The sequence below is a fragment of the Pandoraea terrigena genome (assembly GCF_902459705.1).
In the GTDB taxonomy this organism is placed as follows: Bacteria; Pseudomonadota; Gammaproteobacteria; order Burkholderiales; family Burkholderiaceae; genus Pandoraea; species Pandoraea terrigena.
In genome coordinates, this window is sequence record NZ_CABPRU010000004.1 from 198,581 (window position 1) to 220,055 (window position 21,475).

15 protein-coding genes are annotated in these 21,475 nt (G+C 64.8%); 4 read left to right on the forward strand and 11 right to left on the reverse strand.

Annotation, left to right across the window (positions count from 1 at the left end; genetic code table 11):
- Positions 1-13 precede the first annotated feature (13 nt).
- Positions 14-1,393: an MFS transporter gene (locus tag PTE31013_RS11105; RefSeq protein ID WP_150612854.1), complete on the forward strand. Its 1,380-nt coding sequence runs from the start codon at positions 14-16 to the stop codon at positions 1,391-1,393.
- 106 nt (positions 1,394-1,499) lie between these two features.
- Here PTE31013_RS11105 and PTE31013_RS11110 read toward each other — a convergent pair whose 3' ends face one another.
- The 7 genes from PTE31013_RS11110 to PTE31013_RS11140 all read right to left on the reverse strand — a co-directional run bounded on the left by PTE31013_RS11110 (position 1,500) and on the right by PTE31013_RS11140 (position 10,039).
- Complete coding sequence (locus PTE31013_RS11110; protein ID WP_150612855.1) at positions 1,500-2,738, reverse strand: phenylacetate--CoA ligase family protein; 1,239 nt, start codon at positions 2,736-2,738, stop codon at positions 1,500-1,502.
- A 65-nt stretch (positions 2,739-2,803) separates the two neighbouring features.
- Positions 2,804-3,616, reverse strand: a complete 813-nt coding sequence (locus tag PTE31013_RS11115; RefSeq protein ID WP_150612856.1) for an ABC transporter ATP-binding protein — start codon at positions 3,614-3,616, stop codon at positions 2,804-2,806.
- Between the two features lie 80 nt (positions 3,617-3,696).
- The gene (locus PTE31013_RS11120) at positions 3,697-4,989 is read right to left on the reverse strand and encodes an ABC transporter substrate-binding protein (protein ID WP_246174316.1); all 1,293 of its coding nucleotides are present in this window, start codon (positions 4,987-4,989) and stop codon (positions 3,697-3,699) included.
- Between the two features lie 114 nt (positions 4,990-5,103).
- Entirely contained in the window at positions 5,104-6,180 is a 1,077-nt protein-coding gene (locus PTE31013_RS11125; protein ID WP_150612858.1) for a branched-chain amino acid ABC transporter permease, read from the reverse strand.
- 56 nt (positions 6,181-6,236) lie between these two features.
- Positions 6,237-7,151 (reverse strand): branched-chain amino acid ABC transporter permease, encoded by a 915-nt coding sequence (locus tag PTE31013_RS11130; protein ID WP_150612859.1) that lies wholly within the window; start codon positions 7,149-7,151, stop codon positions 6,237-6,239.
- Positions 7,152-7,203: 52 nt separating this feature from the next.
- A complete protein-coding gene (locus PTE31013_RS11135) occupies positions 7,204-8,010 on the reverse strand; it encodes an ABC transporter ATP-binding protein (protein ID WP_150612860.1) in 807 nt (268 codons plus the stop codon).
- A 55-nt stretch (positions 8,011-8,065) separates the two neighbouring features.
- Positions 8,066-10,039 carry an AMP-dependent synthetase/ligase gene (locus tag PTE31013_RS11140; protein WP_150612861.1) on the reverse strand — a complete coding sequence of 658 codons (1,974 nt, stop codon included), beginning with the start codon at positions 10,037-10,039 and terminating at the stop codon, positions 8,066-8,068.
- Between the two features lie 335 nt (positions 10,040-10,374).
- Here PTE31013_RS11140 and panV point away from each other — a divergent pair, with 335 nt between their 5' ends.
- Positions 10,375-11,046: a pandorabactin biosynthesis transcriptional regulator PanV gene (panV, locus tag PTE31013_RS11145; protein WP_150612862.1), complete on the forward strand. Its 672-nt coding sequence runs from the start codon at positions 10,375-10,377 to the stop codon at positions 11,044-11,046.
- Between the two features lie 126 nt (positions 11,047-11,172).
- Here the strand turns inward: panV and PTE31013_RS11150 are convergent, their stop codons facing one another.
- Genes PTE31013_RS11150 through PTE31013_RS11165 form a run of 4 tightly spaced genes read right to left on the reverse strand, consistent with a single transcriptional unit; the run spans position 11,173 to position 16,265 of the window.
- A complete protein-coding gene (locus tag PTE31013_RS11150; protein ID WP_217426225.1) occupies positions 11,173-12,306 on the reverse strand; it encodes a GNAT family N-acetyltransferase in 1,134 nt (377 codons plus the stop codon).
- A gap of 51 nt (positions 12,307-12,357) precedes the next feature.
- The gene (locus PTE31013_RS11155) at positions 12,358-13,380 is read right to left on the reverse strand and encodes an ABC transporter substrate-binding protein (RefSeq protein WP_174978518.1); all 1,023 of its coding nucleotides are present in this window, start codon (positions 13,378-13,380) and stop codon (positions 12,358-12,360) included.
- Positions 13,370-15,457, reverse strand: a complete 2,088-nt coding sequence (locus tag PTE31013_RS11160; RefSeq protein ID WP_150612864.1) for an iron ABC transporter permease — start codon at positions 15,455-15,457, stop codon at positions 13,370-13,372. Before PTE31013_RS11160 ends, PTE31013_RS11155 begins: the two co-directional genes overlap by 11 nt.
- 4 nt (positions 15,458-15,461) lie before the next feature.
- On the reverse strand, positions 15,462-16,265 hold the full coding sequence (locus PTE31013_RS11165) for an ABC transporter ATP-binding protein (protein ID WP_150612865.1): 804 nt from the start codon (positions 16,263-16,265) through the stop codon (positions 15,462-15,464).
- Positions 16,266-16,445: 180 nt separating this feature from the next.
- Here PTE31013_RS11165 and PTE31013_RS11170 point away from each other — a divergent pair, with 180 nt between their 5' ends.
- A complete protein-coding gene (locus tag PTE31013_RS11170; RefSeq protein ID WP_484555853.1) occupies positions 16,446-19,076 on the forward strand; it encodes a penicillin acylase family protein in 2,631 nt (876 codons plus the stop codon).
- A gap of 116 nt (positions 19,077-19,192) precedes the next feature.
- A complete protein-coding gene (locus tag PTE31013_RS11175; RefSeq protein ID WP_150612867.1) occupies positions 19,193-21,406 on the forward strand; it encodes a TonB-dependent siderophore receptor in 2,214 nt (737 codons plus the stop codon).
- The last annotated feature ends 69 nt before the right edge of the window (positions 21,407-21,475 follow it).

Consider the following 21,475-nt stretch of genomic DNA (forward strand, 5'->3'; position numbering starts at 1 on the left):
AGGAGACACTTTCATGGACAAGCACGACACCCGGCACACGTCAGTCGACGTACGGGACTTCATCAACGCGACCCCGGTGTCGCGCTTCCAGATCATGATCAGCGTGTTGTGCTTCCTGATCGTGGCACTGGATGGCTTCGACATCGCGATCATCGGCTTCATCGCCCCTCACATCCGCGCCGAATGGCAATTATCGATGGTCTCGCTCGGCCCCCTGTTCAGCGCCGGATTGCTCGGGCTGATGGTAGGCGCATTCTGTAGCGGGCCGATGGCGGACCGTATCGGTCGCCGCCGTGTCTTGATCCTGTCCGTCGCATGGTTCGGCGCGACAAGCGCGGGGGCTGCGTTCGCACCGAATGTCGAGTGGCTGATCGCGCTTCGCTTTCTGACCGGGCTCGGTTTGGGCGGTGCCATGCCCAACGCGATCACGCTGACGTCGGAGTTCAGTCCCGAGCGGCGCCGCGGCACCTTGCTTACGCTGATGTTCTGCGGCTTCTCGCTGGGTTCGGCGTTGGGCGGAGTCGTCACGGCCTATCTCGTGGCGGGTGTCGGCTGGCGCGGCCTGCTTGCCCTTGGCGGCCTGCTACCGCTGGCGCTGGTACCGGTGCTCGGGTTCACGTTGCCGGAATCGGTGCGCTTCCTCGCCATCCGGGGCGGCACGCAAACGCAGATTGCGGCGATTCTGGCACGCGTCGCGCCAGGACGTGTCGTTGTCGGTCAGCAGTACACCGCCGTCGACGATCGCCTGCCGTCTTCGCCCGTGGCACAACTGTTCCATCGCGACTACCGGCGTGGCACGCTGCTGCTCTGGCTGGCGTTCTTCATGAGTTTGCTGTTGTTGTACCTGCTCATCAACTGGCTGCCGATTCTGGCCCAGCGCAGCGGATTGACGCTGAAGCAGGCATCGATGTTCGCGGGCCTGTTGCAGGGCGGCGGCGTGCTGGGGGCCATTGTGCTCGGTGTGCTGATCGACCGGTTCCATCCCTACAAGGTGGTCGCTGCAACCTATGTGATGGGGGCGCTCGCGTTGGCCTCGCTGGCTTTCGCGGACGGCGCGCTGTGGCTCGCCCTGGGCATCTTCGTGACGGGATTCTGCGTGAGCGGGTCGCAGGTCTGCGCGAACGTGATTGCTTCCGCGTACTACCCGACATCCAATCGGGCGACCGGTGTGGCATGGGCGCTCGGCATCGGCCGGATCGGTGCGGTGGCGGGTTCATTCGGCGGGGCGATTCTGCTCGCGGCTGGCTGGAGCAACGGCGGGCTGTTCATGATTCTCGCGATTCCGGCCATGCTGGCGGCTTTGGGGATTCTGCTCGCTGGCACGAAGCACGGGCGGGCGATGGAGCGTCAAGCCGGCGGCACACCGGCAGCGACGTCGCTTTCGAAGATTTGATGTGACCAGACTGGCCTGCCGTAACAGCGGATTTCCTGAGTTATCGGCAGGCCGGCGTCCGGGTGTCAGCAATCGATCTCCGTGCCCGTGAAATGCTGACCTGGCATCAATCGTAAGCCCGCGCGTCCTCCACCAGCCTCCCGTCTGTCGGTAGTGCCCCCGCAGCGACAAAATCGACCTCGCCACGCAGTCGCGTCACTTCCCTCAACGTCTCCTGCACGCGCGCGGCGAGCCCCTCGGGCGGTGTTGCGTTCGTCTCGCAAATCAGCCGCATCCGGTCATCGCCAACCCGCCCCTCGACACGCAGACGCAGCCGAACCAACTCGGGATAGCGCTTGCCGATCTCGCCGATCTGCCCGGGATGGACGAACATCCCGCGCACCTTGACTGTCTGGTCGGCGCGTCCGAGCCAGCCTCTGAGCCGCATATTGGTGCGCCCGCAAGGACTGATCCCCGCCTCCACCGCCGACAAGTCCCCCGTCGCAAAGCGAATCAGTGGATAGTCCGGGTTGAAGTTCGTCACCACGACCTCGCCGATCTCGCCAAGTGGCACCGGTTTCGTCCCCCCCGGCTCCACCAGTTCGACCAGCACGTTCTCGTCGACGATCAACCCCGCCTGTGCGTCGCTCTCGAACGCGATCAGGCCCAGATCGGCCGTGCCGTACAGCTGCCGCGCCGTAATGCCGCGCGCCTTGAACCAATCGCGTAACGATGGCGGCAATGCCTCGCCCGAAAGCGTTGCCCGACGGATGCAGCCGATATCCGCCCGCGCCGCTTCGCTCTTCTCGATCAGAATCTTCAGAAACGACGGCGTCCCGGCATACGCCACGGGCCGCAGATGACGAATTGCGTCGAGCTGCATCTCGGTCTGGCCGACGCCGGCCGGAAACACGCAGCATCCGAGCCGGGCAGCGCCCGTCTCGATCATCATCCCGGCTGGCGTGAAGTGATACGAGTACGTGTTGTAGACCAGATCGCCCGGGCGCAGGCCCGCCGCAAACATGGCCCGTGCAAAGCGCCACCAGTCGCTGCCGCGTCCGTCCGGCTCGTAGATCGGGCCGGGCGACTGGTACACGTGCGCCAACCCTCCGAGGGGTGTCACGTTCATCCCCCCCAGCGGCGGGTGGCGCACCTGATACGCAGACAGATCCGACTTGCGCGTCACGGGCAGACTGGCCAGCGCATCACGCGAGCCGATATCCTTCGCATCGACCTCCGCGAGCACCTGCGCAAAATACGGCGCACGCGTTTGCGCATGCGACACGTGCGTCGGCAACGCGGCCAGCAAGGCCTTCTCGCGAACCTCCGGCGCACGGGTTTCCAACGTGTCGAAGTAATCGTTCATAGTGACGGAAATACGTTGAGAATTAACGGTCAGCCAGTCATTCAGGCACGCAAGCGCTCAAATGCTCAAGCAATCCAGCGCTTGCGCCGTCGATAGCTCTTGACGTTGCGGAAGCTCCCCGCGCTGTTGTCCCCATCCTTGGCAATCCCCAGGTAGAACTCCTTGACGTCCTCGTTATCGCGCAGGGATGCCGCGTCTCCGTCCATCACCACACGCCCGTTTTCCAGGATGTAGCCGTAGTCCGCATAACGCAGCGCCACCATCGTGTTCTGTTCCGCCAGCAGAAAGCTAACGTTTTCGCGCTGATTCAAGTCGCGCACGATCGCAAAGATTTCATCGACGATCTGCGGTGCAAGCCCCATCGACGGCTCATCGAGCAGCACCATCGACGGCTGCGCCATCATCGCGCGGCCGATCGCACACATCTGCTGCTCGCCCCCCGAGGTGTAGCCGGCCTGCGATTTGCGTCGTGTCTTCAGCCGCGGAAAATAGGCGTAGATGCGTTCCAGCGCGTGTTGTTGTGCGCTACGCGACGCGTGGCGTACGTAGCCCCCCGTCAGCAGGTTCTCTTCAATGGTCAGGTGCGCGAAGCAATGCCGCCCCTCCATCACCTGGATCACGCCCCGCTTGACGAGACCGTTCGGGGTGAGCTTCTCGACGCGCTCGCCGCGATAGTCGATCGTGCCTTTCGTCACCTCGCCGCGCTCGGCCTGCAGCAGGTTCGAAATCGCCTTGAGCGTTGTACTCTTGCCGGCCCCATTGGCCCCGAGCAACGCAACGATCCTGCCTTCGGGCACCGTCAGCGACACGCCCTTGAGCACAAGAATGACGTGGTCGTAGATGACTTCGATATTGTTGACGCTCAAACTCGCTTCCATGCATGACTCCAGGATCGATGCGGCCGTGGGTCGTCGGCCGCCGTCCGCACCGTGCTACGCCGGGCGGACGACGGCGTCGATCACATCTTGTAGCAGGCGGGTGTCATCCCCTTTTCTTTCGCATACTGCTTGGCCGACGCTTCAAACAACGGGTGAATCAGACGTCGGTTGCCCTCGATCCAGTCGGACACCATCACCCACTTGGCCCCATCCCATTGCTGGATGCGCACCTTGCCGGAGCCCTCGTGATCCTCGCAACTCGTCTTGATGTCGGGCAGCAGCCCCGTGGCGCCCAGGGCCTTCAGGCGAGCCGCGTCGATATTCAGGTTCTCGAGCGCCCAACGCACCTGCACCGGCGTCATGACCTTGCCCTTGCCGAACTTGCTCTGGGCGGTATTGAGCGCCTCGACCGTGGCAACCGCTGCGGAAACGCCGCGGTTGTAGAGCACGGAGCCGATCTTCGCCGAATTTTGCAGATTGCCCTTGCCCGCGCCATACACCACCTTCTCGATGTCGGCGATCAGCGGCACCTGCTTGCCCGCGACGTTCCAGGTGGCGCTCATGTATCCCTTGGCGGCCGGGCCAGCCGGAATCGTGTCTTCCTCTGAACCGGCCCACCAGCTACCGACGATCCTGTCACGTGGATAGCCGACCTTCTGCGCCGCCTTGAGCGCCGTCTGGTTCATCACACCCCAGCCCCAGAACACAACGTAGTCCGGGTTCTCCTGCCGGATTCGCAGCCATTGCGCGCCCTGCTCGTTGCCCGGATGCGCGACCGGAATCTCGATCAGGTTGAACTTGTGGATCTTCGATTCGGCCTGCAGGGCGACAATCGGCTCCTTGCCATACGCCGAGTCGTGATACAGGTAGACGATCTTCTTCCCGTCCAGCGAGCCATGGTTCTTGTCGGCCAGGAACTTGATAATGGCCGACGCTTGCATCTGGTACGTCGTGACCAGCGGGAACGCCCACGGGAACACCGAGCCGTCCACCGCATCGGTACGGCCATAGCCCATCATCACCAGCGGCACCTGGTCGGTCGCCGTCTTGTCGATCAGTGCGTACGAGATGCCCGTCGCCATCACGTGGTACGCCGTGCCCTTGGTGACCGGGTTCTTGCCCTTGAGGCGCTCATAGCACTCCACGCCCTTGGCATTGTTGTACTCGGTCTCGCACTCCTCCCATGTCAGCTTGACGCCGTTCACGCCGCCGTTCTTGAGATTCACGTATTGCAGATAGTCGATAAAACCACCGTAGAACGACTGTCCGTTGGCACCATACGGGCCGACGCGATAGTCGGCGAGCGCGATGAACTGATCGTTCGACTGTGCGAACGCGGCCCCGGTGGCACCCATGCCGAGCACGAGTGCCATGCCCAACGATGCCGTCAACTGTTTCGTGTTCATGTTGTGTCTCCGTCTGTGGTTTTATCTATCGCAAAAATTGCTCCGGCAGTGCACAACGTTTCGTGCACGCCGTGTCGAACCTCAATGCGGGAAGGGCCAGATGCGCAGCTTCTCCTTGGTAATCTGCCAAAGCCGCGCCAGCCCGTGCGGTTCGGTAATCAGGAAGAAAATGATGAGACCGCCGAACACCATCAACTGGATGTGCGAGACGGTGGCGTTGGTGAACGGTAAATGCAGGAACGTGGCGATCGCGGGCAACGCGCTATCGAGCAGGATCGGCAGCAGCAGGATGAATGCCGCGCCCAGGAAGCTGCCGAGAATGCTCCCGACGCCACCGATGATGATCATGAACAGAATACGAAAGGACAGATCGAGCGAAAAGCCGTCCGGCTCCACGGAACCGAGGTAACAGTAGGCATATAGCGCGCCGGCCACACCGCAATAGAAGGAACTGACCGCGAAGGCGAGCAGTTTGACGCGCATCAGCGGAATGCCGATCACCTCGGCAGCGACATCCATGTCGCGCACCGCCATCCAGGCGCGACCGATGTGCGAGCGCACCAGGTTCTTCGCCACGAGCGCCATCAGCGTGACGACACCAAGCACGAACAGGTATTTGCGCACCGGCGTGTCGACGTCGACACCGAGCATCGAAATCTTCTGCGCCGTGATGACCCCGGAAGAACTGTGGTTCGAGAGCCATGCAAACTTCGTCAGTACCCAGAGCACGAAGAACTGCGCGGCCAGCGTGGCGACGGCCAGGTAGAAGCCCTTGATGCGCAGCGACGGCAGACCGAACGCCACGCCCACGAGCGCGGCACAAACGCCGCCCAGCGCGAACGAGGCGAGAATCGGCATGCCCTCGATGCGCAACTGGAAGTTGTACGCGCCGTACGCGCCGATCGCCATGAACGCCGCCGTCCCAAGCGACAACTGCCCGGCATAGCCCGTGAGGAGGTTGAGCCCCAAGGCGGCGAGCGAGAACACGAGAAACGGCACGAGAATTGCCGTGAGCCAATATTCGGAGGCGATCCACGGCAGCACACCGAACGCGATGGCGAGCACGGCACACACGGCAAACCGGTCCTGCCGGATCGGGAAAATCTGGCTGTCGGCTTCGTAAGATGTCTTGAACTGCCCAGCTTCGCGATAGAACATGGTTGGCCTCTGCGAGAAATGCTTGTGCGATCGTGTCGCGTAGAAGATCGTCGATCTCAGACCCGATCGATATGCCGCTCGCCGAACAAGCCTTCGGGGCGAACCAACAGGAACAGCAGCGCGAAGACATACGGGAACCAGCCCTCGATGCCCCCGAAATTCCCGCCGAACTGACTTTCCAGCAGTTGCGGGACGTAGATCTCCGCGAGTTTTTCTGCCGCGCCGATGATCAGTCCCCCGACAATCGCCCCCGGGATCGACGTGAAACCGCCGAGAATCAGTACGGGCAGCGCTTTGAGCGCCGTCATCGTCAGCGCGAACTGGACACCGTTGCGCGATCCCCAGAGCATGCCGGCCACCAACGCCACGAACCCGGAGACGCCCCACACCACCACCCAGATACGTTGCAGCGGAATACCCAGCGAGAGCGCCGCCTGATGATCGTCGGCCACGGCGCGCAGTGCCCGGCCGATACTGGTTGCCCTGAAGAACAACGCGAGCAGCGCCACCAGCACGGCGGCAATGCCTGCCGCCGCCAGATCGAAACGGCTCACGAGTATCCCGGTCGCGTCCATGATCGACGCGATGGGTTCATCGACGATGCCCAACGAGAGCGGTCGCACCTCATTGCCCCACAATAGCGGCGCGAGCCCTTCAAGAAAGAACGAGAGCCCGATCGTTGCCATGAACAAGGTGATGGGCGACTGATTCACCAGCTTTCGCAACACGAAGCGCTCCGTCGCCGCGCCCACCAACACCATGACGCCAAAGGCGCCGATGGCCGCCAGCCACAACGGCAAGCCCCGTTCCATCAGGCCGACCACCGACAATGCCGCGAAATACACCATCGCACCCTGCGCGAAGTTGAATACACCCGATGCCTTGAAGATCAACACGAAGCCGAGTGCGACGAGCGAATACATCACCCCCGAGAGCAACCCGCCGATCAGGATTTCCAGAAAGAACTGCATTGATGTCTCCCAGTGGCCAATGCGTCGCCGGCCTTCGTCAACCGCCTACCCGTCATGCGGCAGCAGGCATCCCATGCGTCTCGCCCAGATAGGCCCGAATGACTTCCGGGTCCGCTCTGACTTCGGCGGGCGTGCCGTCACCGATCTTCTTGCCGTAATCGAGCACCACGACCCGGTCGGAGATATCCATCACAACGCCCATGTCGTGTTCGATCAACACAATCGTCGTGCCGAACTCTTCGTTGACTTCCAGGATGAAGCGGCACATGTCGCGCTTTTCCTCAAGATTCATGCCCGCCATCGGCTCGTCGAGCAACAGCAGCGTCGGCTCGGCGGCCAACGCACGCGCCAGCTCGACGCGCTTCTGCAGGCCGTAAGGCAGTCGTCCGACAGGCGTCTTGCGGATGTGCTGAATTTCGAGGAAGTCGATGATCTCCTCGACCTTGGCGCGATTCGCCATTTCCTCCTGGCGCGCACGCCCCCACCAGATCGCACTGGCGAGCAGGCCCGAGCGCATCCGGGTGTTGCGGCCCGTCATGATGTTATCGAGCACCGTCATGCCCTTGAACAACGCAATGTTCTGGAACGTGCGCGCCACGCCCTGACGCGCTGCCGATGTCGGATGCATACGCTGTCTCAACTGGCCGCGGAAGACGATGGCCCCCTGCTGCGGGTGATACACACCATTGATCACGTTGAGCATCGAACTCTTGCCCGCTCCATTCGGGCCGATGATGGCGCGGATCTCATGTTCCCGAACGTCGAATGAGATATCCGTCAACGCCTTCACGCCACCGAACGTCAGGCTGATGTGCTGCAAATCGAGGAGGACGTCTGCGGTGCTTCGGTTGTCGCTCATGCCTTCTCCTGCCGGTTGCCTGGGGTGATGCCTAGGATTTTTGCCGTTGCCGATGTCAGGCAGCGCAGCGCAGCGTCACAGGCGCGGGGTCGTCGGCCGGGGCGCGCGCTCCGATCACGCGCGCCGGGTGTATCTCGAGCGTGGCACTCACACTGCCCTCGCGCCCGTCCTCGAACTTCAGGCGCGTTTCGATGAACTGTGTCTGCTTGCCCGAATAGAACGCGTCGACCAACACCGCGTACTTCTGCGCAATGAACGCGCGGCGCACCTTGCGCGTTCGCGTCAGTTCGTCGTCGTCAGGGTCCAGCTCCTTGTGCAGGATCACGAAGCGCTGAATCTGAGCCGCCTCGAATGCACGCTCCCTGGCCAGATCGGCATTCACGGAATCCACGCAGCCCAGAATCAATTCGGCGACGCGCGCGTGCGTGGCGAGATCGATGTACCCCGCATAGGAAAGGTTCTGCCGCTCCGCCCAATTGCCCACGGCATCCATGTCGATATTGATGAAGGCGCACACGCTGTCACGTCCGTCGCCGAAGGCCACTGCTTCCTTGATGTACGAGAAGAACTTGAGCTTGTTTTCGATGTACTTCGGCGCGAACAGCGACCCAGAGGCGAGTTTTCCGACGTCCGTGGCGCGGTCGATGATGCGCAGATGACCGTCGGCATCGATGATGCCGGCGTCGCCCGTGCGGAAATAGCCTGCCTCGTCGATGGCTTCGCGCGTGGCATCCGGCCGCTTGTAGTACGCCTTGAGCAATCCCACCCCGCGCACCAGCACTTCCCCGTTGTCGGCGATCTTGATTTCCATCCCGGGCGCGACCGGCCCCACGCTGTCGAATCGAACCTCGCGATCGGGTTGCAGGCAGACGTACGCGCACGTCTCCGTCTGCCCGTAGAACTGCTTCAGATTGATACCAATCGCGCGATAGAAGCGGAACAGATCCGGGCCGATGGCCTCGCCAGCGGTGTATGCCGTGCGAATCCGGCTCATGCCGAGCGTATTGCGCAGCGGACCGTACACGCAAAGGTTCCCGAGCGCGTACTGCAGCCGGTCGAGCCACGACACCGGACGCCGGTCGAGCACTGCCGCGCCGCACCGGTTCGCCACGTCCATGAAATGCGCGAACATCTTGCGCTTGAGGCGATTCGCGTCCTCCATGCGGATCATCACTTGCGTCAGCACATTCTCGTACACGCGCGGCGGCGCAAAGTAATAGGTGGGACCGATCTCGCGCATGTCCGTGGCGATCGTGTCGGGTGACTCCGGGCAGTTGACGGTAAAACCCGCTACCAGTGCCTGCGCGTAAGAAAACAAATGGTCGCCGACCCAAGCCATCGGCAGGTACGACAACACCTCGTCGCCCGGGCCGAGCTTGTCGAACGCGCTGCCGTGAGCGGCCGCGCCAATCAGGCCGGCATGCGAATGGCAAACGCCCTTGGGCTTGCCGGTGGTGCCGGAGGTATACAGGATCGTAGCCGTGTCGTCGGGATCGCCACTGGCCACGGCGTCGTCGAAGTAGCGCGGATGCCTGGCGTCAAATTCGCGCCCTCGCTCGATGACCGACGCGTACGACTGCAGCCCCGCGGCGTCATAGCTTCGCAGGCCGCGCGAGTCCTCGTAGACGATGTTCGACAGGCGCGCCACCGTTGTGCGCAACGCCAGCAGTTTGTCGACCTGCTCCTGATCTTCGACGATGGCGAAATCGATTTCGGCGTCTTCCAGCACGTGAACCATTTCCGCCGCCACGGCGTCCTGATACAGCGGCACGGCCACGCCGCCAAGGGCTTGCGCCGCCGTCATCGCCCAGTACAGGCGCACGCGATTATTGCCGACGATGGCGAGGTTGTCGCCTCGTTTGAATCCGGCAGCGGCCAACGCACATGCCAGCATCCGGACTTCATGCGCGGCTTCCTGCCAGGTCCAGCATTGCCATATCCCCAGATCTTTTTCCCGATACGCCGTGCTGGCGCCGCGCGTCGCCGCATGCGCCAGCAACAAACGCGGAAAGGTGGTGCGCTCCTGCATGCCTGTCTCCTGTGTCTCGCCACGATTCGACGGTTGTCGAGGAGGTGTGGCGTGGCTCGGTCGGCGCGCGTGCGTGTGGCACGCTCTCTACCGCTAGCAACGTCTCTTAACGACGTTCTTTTGGGTGGCGCTGCGTCATTCGTGATGGCTTGCGATCGTCTGCACGATGGAACGGCGACGACTATCCCTGGCAACAGGCAGCTTCTATACTTGGACTTCGGCGTCGTGTAAGAATCACCGTGAAAGCTTGTCTCGCCGTTGTCAGGCAAGGCGAAGATACCTCATGGATCACGACGGATTTGTCACCCGGATGACAATCAAGGGAAAGTCCCTATATGTCGCTCGAAACCCTGTTGCAGCGCAGCGTATGGGCGCAAGGATTGACGCCATCGCAACGCGAACGCGTGGCGGCGGAAATTCAGGTTCGGCCGGTCGAGAACGGTGGCTATGTGTGTCGCAAGGGGGATCCCTCGCAGGCGTGGTTCGGCGTCATCGAGGGGCTTGTGAAGATTGCGACGGCGTCTGCCAGCGGGAAATCCGTCACGTTCACGGGCGTGCCGGCAGGCGCGTGGTTCGGGGAAGGGTCGGTGCTCAAGCGCGAGAATCGCAAGTACGACGTGATGGCGCTAAGGGATTCCGTACTCGCTCACATGCCGATTGCCACATTCAACTGGTTGCTCGATACGAGCATTCCGTTCAATCGCTTTCTCACGCTACAGCTCAACGAGCGTCTCGGCCAGTTTATTGCGGCCGTCGAGCACGAGCGGCTGCTCGACACGGATGCACGCGTCGCCCGTTCCCTGTCGTCAATGTTCAACCCGAACCTGTATCCGTCCGATGACCCCACGGTGCAGATCTCGCAGGAAGAGTTGAGCTATCTCGCTGGCGTGTCGCGACAGCGCGTCAATCTCGCGCTCAAGGTACTGGAACAGGCCGGGCTGGTGAAGGTCGACTACGGCGTGCTGACGATTCTCGATCTCGAGGGCATGCGCGAGTTCGGGATGTAGCGTCGACTGCGGGGTGAACAGGCGCGTCGCGCCCCTGGTGGTCGAAGCGCATCCTACGCATTGGCGGCGAGCCGCCGGGCCGTGCCCACGGCATTCGCGGGCACGGCGCTCGAATGGCTTGGCACGCTACCACGGCGCGTACTGCTCGAAGATCGTCTGGCGCTCAAAGGCGATCAGCACGGCGCGTTTGTGCGGAAAATCGAACTCGCGCAGCCGCGCCGCCCCTTGTCCCTGCATGTACGCGATCCAGCGATCATGGTCGATGCGCGGCTCTCCCACTATGCGCTGGGTGCGCGGATCGTCGAGAAAGAGGTAATGCACGATCGAACGCAGCCACGCTTCGGTGCGTCCCGGCGAGCGAAACCGCGTGGAGCCCACGAGCAGATGGAAGCCGCGATCGTAGTCGGCCGCATCGCAAAACGGCGCAATGCGATCCTCCTTCGCCCAGTACACCTCGAAATAGGCGAACGGCTCGTCGTCGAAGCAGCCGAACAGCGTCACCGCATGCGGATCGGCCTGCATTTTCGCCAGATAGTCGGCATGTGCCTCGATCGTTCCCGTCTGCTCCCAGAAGTGCGCCACGCTGTCGAGATTCATCCATTCGTGGAAGCGCTCGAGGTCGCCCGACTGGTCGATCGACCGCAGACTGAAGCTCGTCCCAAGCCTGGCGATGTGCCGGCGATACACCTCCCCCACCGGTTTCGGCGCCCGCAGCGGATGCCGTTTGCCATCGCTTACCCGGTACTGCTGCGCCATGCCTGCCGACGACGGGCCCCGCAGCCACATTGCTGGATGCTGCCAGAAGGTTTGACGCGAGACATGCAGCCCCCGGGCACCTTCCGTCTCCATGAGCGCCTCGCCCACGCCGTCACGCACCGCCGCCACCCGCCACGCGGCGAAGTCGCTGCCAGCCAACGCGTCGGGCCACACGATAGTCGCCCGGCCGCAGGCCTTGTGCCGGCAGAAAACCGCCGCCAACAACGGCAGCAGTGCCTGTACCGGCAGGCCCGCGTCGTGCCGCGTGCGCGCCTGCAACGTCATCGCGGCGTCCTGTTCGGTCACGTGGAAGATGGCGACGGCCCTGCCATCGCACCACAGGGTCAGGTCTTGCTCCGCACGCGCGACGGCGTCGTCTGGACCGCAGGCGTAATAGCGGCGTCCGTCGCCCGAGCTCAGCGCATAAAGCGCGTCGTGCGCGGCGGCCCACGGCCGTGTGTCCACGAGAGATGGTTCGATATGAGCGGGCGTTGCAATTGACACGATTCGATCTCCTCACAAGCAAGCCGCACGCCGACGAGGCGCCCGGCAAATTCAAATCCCGGCCTCCGCCGCAGCGCGCATGGCACGCGCCATCGACGCAAAGGCGGCCTCCATGCGCCCCGTCATCCGGTCGAGCGACACGGGGCCGCCAAAGCCCCACGACGGCGGCAGGAACGCCACGCGCCCGTCACGTACGGCGGGTAGTGCCTGCCACACGGGCAATTGATATGCTGGCGCGGCGGCGTCATCGACAACGATCAGCGACCACGCGCGATGGCGTGCCAAATCCCCCAGGGACAGGTTGACCATCGACTGACGCGAATCGAGCCACCCCAACGCGTTGCGCGCGCCAAGATGCCCGACGAGCGCGCCGATCATGTCCTTGTTATCGTAGGCCCAGAAGTTGCCGCCGCCGGCATTCGCGTTGAGCAGCGCGACCGGCGCGTCGCGAAAGCCGTCGCGCAACGCCTGCGCGCGCGCGACGGCAATGCGCGCCTCGCTCTGGCGAGCGATCTGCGCGGCCGCCGCCGAGCGCCCCGTCATGTCGCCGATCGCGCGGAAGATCGCCAGCATCCGGTCGAGCGCATCGCCCTCGCCTGCCATCGGCTGCACGTTGAAGACGACGGTCGGTGCGATGCGCGCCAAGGCGTCGAACAAGCGCGCGTGCCGATACGCGTAGGCCACGATCAGGTCGGGCTGCAGCGCGGCAATGGCCTCAAGATTCGGCTGCTCGCGGGTGCCCACCGAACTGTCGGCGCGTAATCGCTCGGCCCGATATTTGACCCATTGCGCATACGCACGGGGGTCTGCGACACCCAGAGGCGTCACGTCGAGCGCCAGGAGCGATTCGGTGAACAGAAATTCGAGCGACACGACGCGGCGCGCGTTCGTCGGCAACCCGGGCGACGCCCGGTTGACGAGGCCGCGATAGCCTTGTGCATGCGCGCCGAGCGAGACCGTTCCCGTGGCGAGCGCTGTAGCGGCCGCGAGCGCCTTCAGACTAAGGCGCCTGCCCGACGAGATGAGCGTGCACGCCCGAGCGACGCGCACCGCGGCGAGAGGATCAGCCGGCATGTGCATGCGACCTCGAAAAAGTGCGAGAGAGCAACCAGAGGAAGAGCGGCGTGCCCACAGCGGCCGTCACGATACCGAGCGGCAGATCCATCGGTGCGAACAACGTGCGCCCGAAAAAATCCGCCAGCCCCAGCAGCAGCGCGCCCGCCAGCGCGGCCGTCAACAACCGCGCGCGGGTGCCAGCGAGCGGCAGTGCGCGCAGCGCGTTGGGCACGATGAGGCCGACATACGCAACGGGACCTACCGTCGCCACCGCGGCTGCCGCCATGGCACCGGCGAGCACGAGCAACCCCAACCGCGCGCGCGCGACCGGCACCCCGAGGGCTTCGGCCGTTTCGTCGCCGAGGCTGAGCAAGTCCAGCCAGCGAGCCGCACGGACGGCCAGCGGAAAACAGATGACGAGCCACGGCAGCAGCGCTCGCACGCCCTGCCACGACTGTCCGTAGCTGCTGCCGACGAGCCACACGAGCGCCTGCGTCGCATGCACGTGGAACTGCAATACCAGCAGATTGGCCAGTGCCGCCAGCACCCCGGCCATGGCCATACCTGTCAGGATCACGCGCATCGGCGCAAGCCCCCAGCGGGCGTTCACACCGAGCACGACGGCCAGCACCGCGGCGCTGGCGGCCCACGCCGCCGGCATCGACCATCGCGCCGCGGCATCCGGCCACACCAGGTGCAGCGCGAGCACGGCCAGCCCTGCCGCCTGATTGACGCCCAGCAGCTCGGGCCCCGCAAGCGGATTGCGACAGGCGCCCTGTAACAACACCCCGCTTCCCGCGAGCAGCGCCCCGGCGCCCATCGCGATCAGGCTGCGCGGCATGCGCAGATCGACAAGCTGGCCGGCGGCAGTGTGTGCGTCGAACACATCCCGCCAATGCCACGGCGCAGGCCACGGCAGTACGCCGATCGCCAGCGTGAGCCCGGCCACGGAGAGCAATGCGACGGCCATCGTTGCCACGGCGACGACCATCGGCCGGCGACTTGGCGATCGCGGGAAAGCCGACGCTGGCGCAGTCATCTCGGCAGTACTCGCCGGTAGTCCGAAGCGCAGCAACAGCAGAAGGACGGGTGCGCCAATCACGGCACTCATGACGCCCACCGGGAGCGCACCGAACGTCACCAGCGCGCGCGCCAAGCCATCGGTCACGATGAGCATCGCCGCGCCCCACAACGCGGCGAGCAGAATGAGCCACGCCGGACGGTGCACCCCCATCAGGCGCACGAGGTTCGGCGCCGCGAGCCCCACGAAGCCGACCGGCCCCGCGAGCGCAATGGCAATGGCCGAGAGCGCCGCCGCGAGCAGAATCGCTCCCACCCGCACCGCCCCCACCCGTTGCCCGAGTGCGGCGGCCTGCGCCTCGCTGAAACGCGCGAGGCCAAGCGGATGCAGCAGCGCCCACAGCCCGAGTCCGGCCGGCAACAGCAGCCAGGTCGCCTCGTCGGCCCCACGCTTGCCGAATTGCTGCAACGATCCGGTGCTCCATTGCACCACGCCCACGGCCGCTCGCGTGTACAGCGTCAGCATCACCATGCATAACGACGAAAGGGCAAGCGCATTCGCGGCGCCCGCGAGCGTCAGCCGCAGCGGCGTCGTTCGTATCCCTCCTGCCAGCGCGAACGTGAAGAGCGCAGCGAGCATACCGCCCGCCAGCATCATCGGCATCACAGCCAGACCGGGGACGAGCAGGGCGACGATCAATCCCAGTTGTGCGCCGGCCGACACACCGAGTAATTCGCCCGACGCCAGCGGGTTTTGCGTGAGCGTTTGCAGCAATGCCCCGGCCAGCCCCAGACATGCGCCCGCCGCGAGCCCGGCGCGGATCTGCGGCAACCATGCGTCGGCGAACAGCAGCCATGCTAGCGAGGCGTCGCCCCCCAGCCGCCCCTGCACCGCCAGCACCAGGGTCTGGATGCCGGGCCACGCGTGGCTGGCCGCCGCGTGCGCGGCGATGGCCATCGCGAGCGCCAGCCAGCCCCCCCAGAGCGCGCGCGTGCGCAACCCATATTGACGTGGCGCCGCGTGCGCCGGCACCGATAACTCGCGCGGAAGGTTCAACGGGCGGAGAGCGCGCATGCGATCAGCCCCCCAGCACAGGCAGGCACATCGGCAAGCCCTGAAAATCGATGCGCTGCATCGGCGTGGCGAACACGTCCATGAGACGGCCCGGGTCCATTGTTTCGTCCGGCGTGCCCGAGAAGACCAGCGTACCACTGCGCATGAGCAGCATGGCGTCGGAGAAGGCGGCCGCCTGGTTGAGGTCGTGAAGCACCCACACGACGGTCATACCGGTCTCGCGATTGAGTTCCCGTATCCGGCCGAGGATGTCGATCTGGTGGCGCACATCCAGGTACGTCGTGGGCTCGTCGAGCAGCAGGACGTTACCCTCCTGTGCCAGCGCCATGGCGATGAAGGCGCGCTGACGCTCGCCGCCCGAGAGTGCCGCGACGTCGCGCGTGCATAGCGCTTCGAGTTCCATCAAGTGCAGCGCGCGCTCGATGGCGAGATTGTCACGCTCGCCGAGGCGTCCGCCAATGCCCGTGTGGCTATATCGCCCACAGGCGACCAGTTCGGCCACTGTCATGCCGAAGGGCATGCCGGGGGTCTGGGCCAGTAGTGCAATACGACGCGCGCGTTCGCGCGCACGCAGGGTATCGAGCGGTGTGTCGTCCAGCCAGACCCGGCCCGAGGCCGGCTTGAGCAGCCCGCCCAACGTGCGCAGCAAGGTGCTCTTGCCACAGCCATTCGGGCCGCACAGCGCACTGATACGCCCTGCGGCGAACGTGACGTCCACATGATTGAGCACGTGGCGCGCACCGACCGAGACGTTCAATCCTCGCGCGCGTAACGTGGCGCCAACAGGAGAGGTCAGAGATTCATTCATGGTGGATGCCGGGCCGGACGGTCAGCCAGGCGCGGAGCACGGGATGCGATGCGTCCCGGTATGCCCCGGCCGCTCAGCCCCGCGTCATCGAGAGCGCCCAGCGCCCCGCATAGGCCGCCTAAACTCCAGAAGTGGTGGTTCGTCCATCAGAAGACGTATCACTACCCGGCATATTTACCCATGTCATCGCCACGTCCGCTTTCTCCCCCCTCAAGGCCCTCACGCCCATCCTGTCCATCCGCCCCCCGAACCGCGTCCTTCCCCGTCCCCCCCCATCGCCCACCGCGCCCACCAACGCATGCAGGCAATCGGCGCTCCCGCTTCGGTGTCGCGGCCTTGGGGCTTCTCCTTGCGGCATGCGCCCGATCGCCATCGGCCGATATCGCGGCTTCCGCCGCCTCCGCGCCGTTCACCGCATCGGTCGCCGCCCGGCACTACACGGCGGACATCCGCCGCACCATCGACGGCACGGCCCACATTCGCGCCGACGACTGGGGGGGCCTGGGCTTCGGCTTCGGCTATGCGCAGGGGCAAGACAACCTGTGCACGCTGGCTGAGAGCATCGTGACGTTTCGCGGCGAACGCTCGCTCGCGTTCGGCGCGAAGGGCCGCGTCGCGCAGCGCACAACGTTCGGCCAGCCGACGAACCTCGACGCCGATGTCTTCTTCCGCCTGATGTTCGACGACGGCACCCTCGCCCGATACCGCGCCGCCCAGTCGCCGCGCGGCCGCGCGTTGGCGCAGGGGTTCGCCGCCGGGATCAATCGCTACCTGAAAGACGTGCGCCACCTCTCCGACGCACGCGAGCATGCCGCGTGCCGCAATGCCGACTGGCTGCGACATCTCGCAGCCGTGACCGAGGACGACGTCTACCGTCGACTCTATGCGGCAACGCTCGCAGCGGGATCCGCTACGCAAGTGGCCGCCATCGCCAACGCCCAGCCGCCCGCCGTCAGCCTCGCCTCGGCCCCGCCGCCGGATTCGCCCACGCAAAAGATCGCGCTGTCACCCTCGGCAATGACATTGCTCAACGACCCCGCGCTCGGTAGCAACGCCATCGCGTTCGGCGCCGAGCTCAGCGCCAATGGACAACCGATTCTCTACGGCAGCCCGCACTGGTACTGGGAGGGCGCCGACCGGCTCTACCCCGCGCACCTGACGATTCCCGGCAAGCTCGACGCCTCGGGCGTCGGTCTACTGGGTACGCCCTTCGTCATGATCGGCTTCACGCAGAACGTGGCCTGGACGCACACGGTCTCGGCCGCGCGGCGCTTCGGCCTCATGGCGCTCACGCTCGACCCGGCCGACCCGACGCGCTATCGCGTCGATGCGCGCATCGAAGCGATGCAACGCGTGCAAATCGCCGTACCGGTGCGCGACGCGCAAGGTCATCGGTCAAGCCTATCGTTCACACGCTACCGCACTGGCGACGGGCCGCTCGTCAACCTGTCCGCGATGTCGCCCGCGCTGGGCTGGTCGCGACAGCACGCATTCGTGCTTCGCGATGCCAATGCCGGCAATTTCGGACTACTGGAGCACTACCTGCACCTTGCCCAGGCCAAATCGCTCGACGCATTCGTCGCGAGCGCGCGGGCCGATGCGGCGAATCCGTGGGTCAATACCCTGGCCATCGGCAGGCACGACCCACGTGCGTGGTTCGGCGACATCGGTCCGGTGCCCGGCGTGCCCGACGCCCTCGCCAAAGCCTGCACCGCGATGCCAGCGGGCGAAGCTTTCGCCCGACTCGCACCGGGACTGCCCGTGCTCGACGGCAGCCGCAGTGCCTGCGCCTGGCAGACCGAGCCCGACAGCCCCCTGCCCGGTACCCTTGGACGCCACGCCATGCCGGACATCATGAGTCGTACCGTCGTATCCAATATGAACGACAGCGCATGGCTTGCCGCGCCAGACGCGCCGTTGCGCCACCTGAGCGCCGTGCTTGGCCGACGTGACGCGCCGCTCTCGCTGCGCAGCCGCGCGGGCCTGCAACGCATCGCCGCTCTGCGCGCCGCCGGTCCCGTCACGCCGGGCGCGCTGCGCGACGCCGTGCTCCACGCCCAGCCGCTCTCCGCAGACCTCACCCGACAGACGCTGCTCGCGAGGGTGTGCCCGTCGACCAACGGTCCGATCGACGTGCGGATCTCCCGCGATGGCCTGAACGGCAAGGCCTTCGAACCGGCGCGCAACGTCGACATCGCGCCGGCCTGCCGCGTGCTCGCCGCGTGGGATGGCACGGGCGAGCGTCGCGCGCGAGGGGCCAACCTGTGGGACGCCGTCTGGATCCGTCTGGCAGGCGTTGATGCGACGGGACAGCGGGCACTGGCGCCCCCGTTTGACGCGTCGCAAGCGGCAACGTCGCCCGCCGGTTTGGCCGCTGACCGGGCAACGCTTGCGCAGGCGCTCGGCGCGGCCGTATTGGAGATGCAAAGCATGGGACTGGCGCTCGACAGCCGCCGCGACGAGGCCCTCTTCGCGACCCGGGGCGGGCGCCGCATCGGACTGTCAGGTGGCTGCGACATCGCCGGCTATTTCTCGATCGCTTGCGCCGATGCACGCATGGGGCCGGGCCGCTACGCGATGGACACCACGCCGCGCGGCGACACGTATCTGCAGGTCGTGTCGTTCCCGGGCGCGCCGGCGCAAGCGGTGGACGCGACCACCCTCGACGCCTCGGGCCCCGCCGACGATCCGGATGATCCGCGCAACGGCGAAGCGCTGCAAGCCTGGGCAGACAAGCGCTGGCAGCGCGCGGCGTTCAGTGAAGCGGATGTCGCCGCCGCCACGGTCAGCGCACTGCATCTGTCCCAATAGGCGCGCCCCCGTAAACATTTGAAGACTTGGTTCGTCCACTACTCGATAGGTGCGGGCGCCCGGGGACACGAGTGCGCCCGTCGCCTCGGTTTCCGATAAAAACTCAGGAGTCTTAGATGAACCACTACGGGAGCGTTTCTGGCCGGGAAGCCAGCCGCCGGCGATCGACCCATCGTCCTCGTCATCGCCACATCGCCATCGCGGCGAGCCTTGCCCTCGCGCCGCTGGCATTCTCGAGCAGCGCCTACGCGCAGACGTCGGACGCGTCGAGCGACGTGACGCTCGCGCCTACGCAAGTGAGCGCGCAGCGCGATCAGGAGGACGGTGCAGGGCCGGTCGACGGCATCGTTGCCAAACGCAGCACCGCCGGTACGAAGACCGATACACCGCTCCTCGAGACGCCGCAATCGGTCTCCGTGATCCCGAAGGAGATGATCCGCGACCTGGGCGCCCAGAGCGTCAGCCAGGCCATGCGGTACAGCGCGGGGGTGTTGCCCGACAACGCAGGCTTCGAGACCCGCTTCGACTGGATCAACATCCGCGGCTTTTCGGCGTCCACGCTGGGCATGTACATGGACGGCACACGTCTGCAATCGGTGACCGAGTTCCAGCTCGACCCCTATGGACTCGAGCGCATCGAGATCCTGCGCGGCCCGGCATCGGTGCTCTATGGCCAGAACACGCCCGGCGGCCTGATCAACATGGTCACGAAAAAGCCGCTCGAAACGCCGTTGCATGAGGTCCAGCTCTCCCTTGGCTCGTTCAAGAACAAACAGGCCGCGTTCGACTTCAGCGGCCCACTCGACGAAGACCGCAAGGTGCTCTATCGCGTCGTCGGCTTGGTCCGCGACAGCAACACGCAGGTAGACCACACCCCGAATGACCGCATCTACATCGCACCGTCGCTGACCTGGAAAGCGACTGACAAGACCACGATCACTTTCCAGGGGAGCTACCAGCGCGACAAGGTCGGCTTCGGCCAGTTCCTGCCCGCCTCTGGCACCGTGCTCTACAATCCGAACGGCCAGATCCCGGTCGGCCGATTCGTGGGCGACCCGGACACCGACAACATCAAGCGCGAGCAGGTCTTCGCGGGCTACCAGATCGAGCACCGCTTCAACGATCAGGTCACGTTCAAGCAATCTGCACGCTATTCATATCTCGACTATAAGGTCGACACCGATGGTTACGGGCTGGGCTATACGTCGGGTAGCACAACGACGATCAACCGGCTGCCCTTCGCGGATTACCGCCAGACCGATGTGGTCACCATCGATAACCAGTTGCAGACGAAGTTCAAGACCGGCCCGTTCTCGCACGTTGCGCTGTTCGGCTTCGACTATTACTACTATAACGAGCATCGCAGCATGCGCCAGGGCGTGGCCAGCGCGGCGAACCAGCTCAATCTCTACTCGCCAAGCTACAGTTCGGCGGTCTTCGGCCTGACGCGCCAGGCCGCAGATACCGATTCGCGCTATACGCAGGGCGGCCTCTACTTCCAGGACCAGATCAAGTATAAGAAGTGGCTGCTCACGCTTGGCGCGCGTCAAGACTGGGCCGCGCAGAACGTATACAACCGCCTGACCCAGCGCTCGTCGAACCAGTCGGATTCGCAGGCGACCTTTCGCACCGGTCTGACCTACCTGTTCGACACTGGGATCGCGCCGTACTTCAGCTACTCCGAGTCGTTCCAGCCGAACGTCGGCACCGATCGTTTCGGCAACCAGTTCAAGCCGTCGAAGGGAAAACAGTACGAGATCGGCGTGAAGTACCAGCCCGTTGGTTACAACAGCTTCATCACACTGTCGCTGTTCGACATCCACATGACGAACGTGCTGACCACCGACCCGGTCAATACCGCCTACTCGGTGACGACCGGCGAGCAGCACTCGAAGGGTTTCGAAATCGAGGCGGTCGGCGAACTCACTGACAATCTGAAGGTGATCAGCTCGTTCACGAACACCAATATCGTCAATTCGAAGACCAACGACGCCACGCTGCTCAACAAGGTGCCACCGCAGCAGCCGCGCACCGCCGCCTCGCTGTGGGCCGACTACACGTTCCACACCGGCATGCTCAAGGGCTTCGGCTTCAACGGCGGTGTCCGCTACGTGGGGCCGACTTATATCGAATCGACCAACACGGCCGGACAGGCACCGTCGCGCACGCTGGTCGACCTCGGTCTGCACTACCAGTTCAACAAGCACTGGCGCTTCCAGCTCGACGGCAGCAACATCTTCGACAAGATCTACGTCGTGTGCGTGACGACGTCGCAATGCGCCTATGGCGCCCGCCGCACGATCCTGGGAACCGCAAAGTACTCCTGGTAACGCACGGCGAAGCCCCCTTCGGCCTCACCGGCCGCCGGTGAGCAAGGTAACAAAGGGGTGGCCCTGCGC

What these genes read in the sequence shown, in the direction of transcription:
- PTE31013_RS11105 (WP_150612854.1), top strand. Translation starts at nt 14, where the DNA reads ATGGACAAGCACGACACCCGGCACACGTCAGTCGACGTACGGGACTTC.
- PTE31013_RS11110 (WP_150612855.1), bottom strand. Translation starts at nt 2,738, where the DNA reads ATGAACGATTACTTCGACACGTTGGAAACCCGTGCGCCGGAGGTTCGC.
- PTE31013_RS11115 (WP_150612856.1), bottom strand. Translation starts at nt 3,616, where the DNA reads ATGGAAGCGAGTTTGAGCGTCAACAATATCGAAGTCATCTACGACCAC.
- PTE31013_RS11120 (WP_246174316.1), bottom strand. Translation starts at nt 4,989, where the DNA reads ATGGCACTCGTGCTCGGCATGGGTGCCACCGGGGCCGCGTTCGCACAG.
- PTE31013_RS11125 (WP_150612858.1), bottom strand. Translation starts at nt 6,180, where the DNA reads ATGTTCTATCGCGAAGCTGGGCAGTTCAAGACATCTTACGAAGCCGAC.
- PTE31013_RS11130 (WP_150612859.1), bottom strand. Translation starts at nt 7,151, where the DNA reads ATGCAGTTCTTTCTGGAAATCCTGATCGGCGGGTTGCTCTCGGGGGTG.
- PTE31013_RS11135 (WP_150612860.1), bottom strand. Translation starts at nt 8,010, where the DNA reads ATGAGCGACAACCGAAGCACCGCAGACGTCCTCCTCGATTTGCAGCAC.
- PTE31013_RS11140 (WP_150612861.1), bottom strand. Translation starts at nt 10,039, where the DNA reads ATGCAGGAGCGCACCACCTTTCCGCGTTTGTTGCTGGCGCATGCGGCG.
- panV (WP_150612862.1), top strand. Translation starts at nt 10,375, where the DNA reads ATGTCGCTCGAAACCCTGTTGCAGCGCAGCGTATGGGCGCAAGGATTG.
- PTE31013_RS11155 (WP_174978518.1), bottom strand. Translation starts at nt 13,380, where the DNA reads ATGCCGGCTGATCCTCTCGCCGCGGTGCGCGTCGCTCGGGCGTGCACG.
- PTE31013_RS11160 (WP_150612864.1), bottom strand. Translation starts at nt 15,457, where the DNA reads ATGCGCGCTCTCCGCCCGTTGAACCTTCCGCGCGAGTTATCGGTGCCG.
- PTE31013_RS11165 (WP_150612865.1), bottom strand. Translation starts at nt 16,265, where the DNA reads ATGAATGAATCTCTGACCTCTCCTGTTGGCGCCACGTTACGCGCGCGA.
- PTE31013_RS11170 (WP_484555853.1), top strand. Translation starts at nt 16,446, where the DNA reads ATGTCATCGCCACGTCCGCTTTCTCCCCCCTCAAGGCCCTCACGCCCA.
- PTE31013_RS11175 (WP_150612867.1), top strand. Translation starts at nt 19,193, where the DNA reads ATGAACCACTACGGGAGCGTTTCTGGCCGGGAAGCCAGCCGCCGGCGA.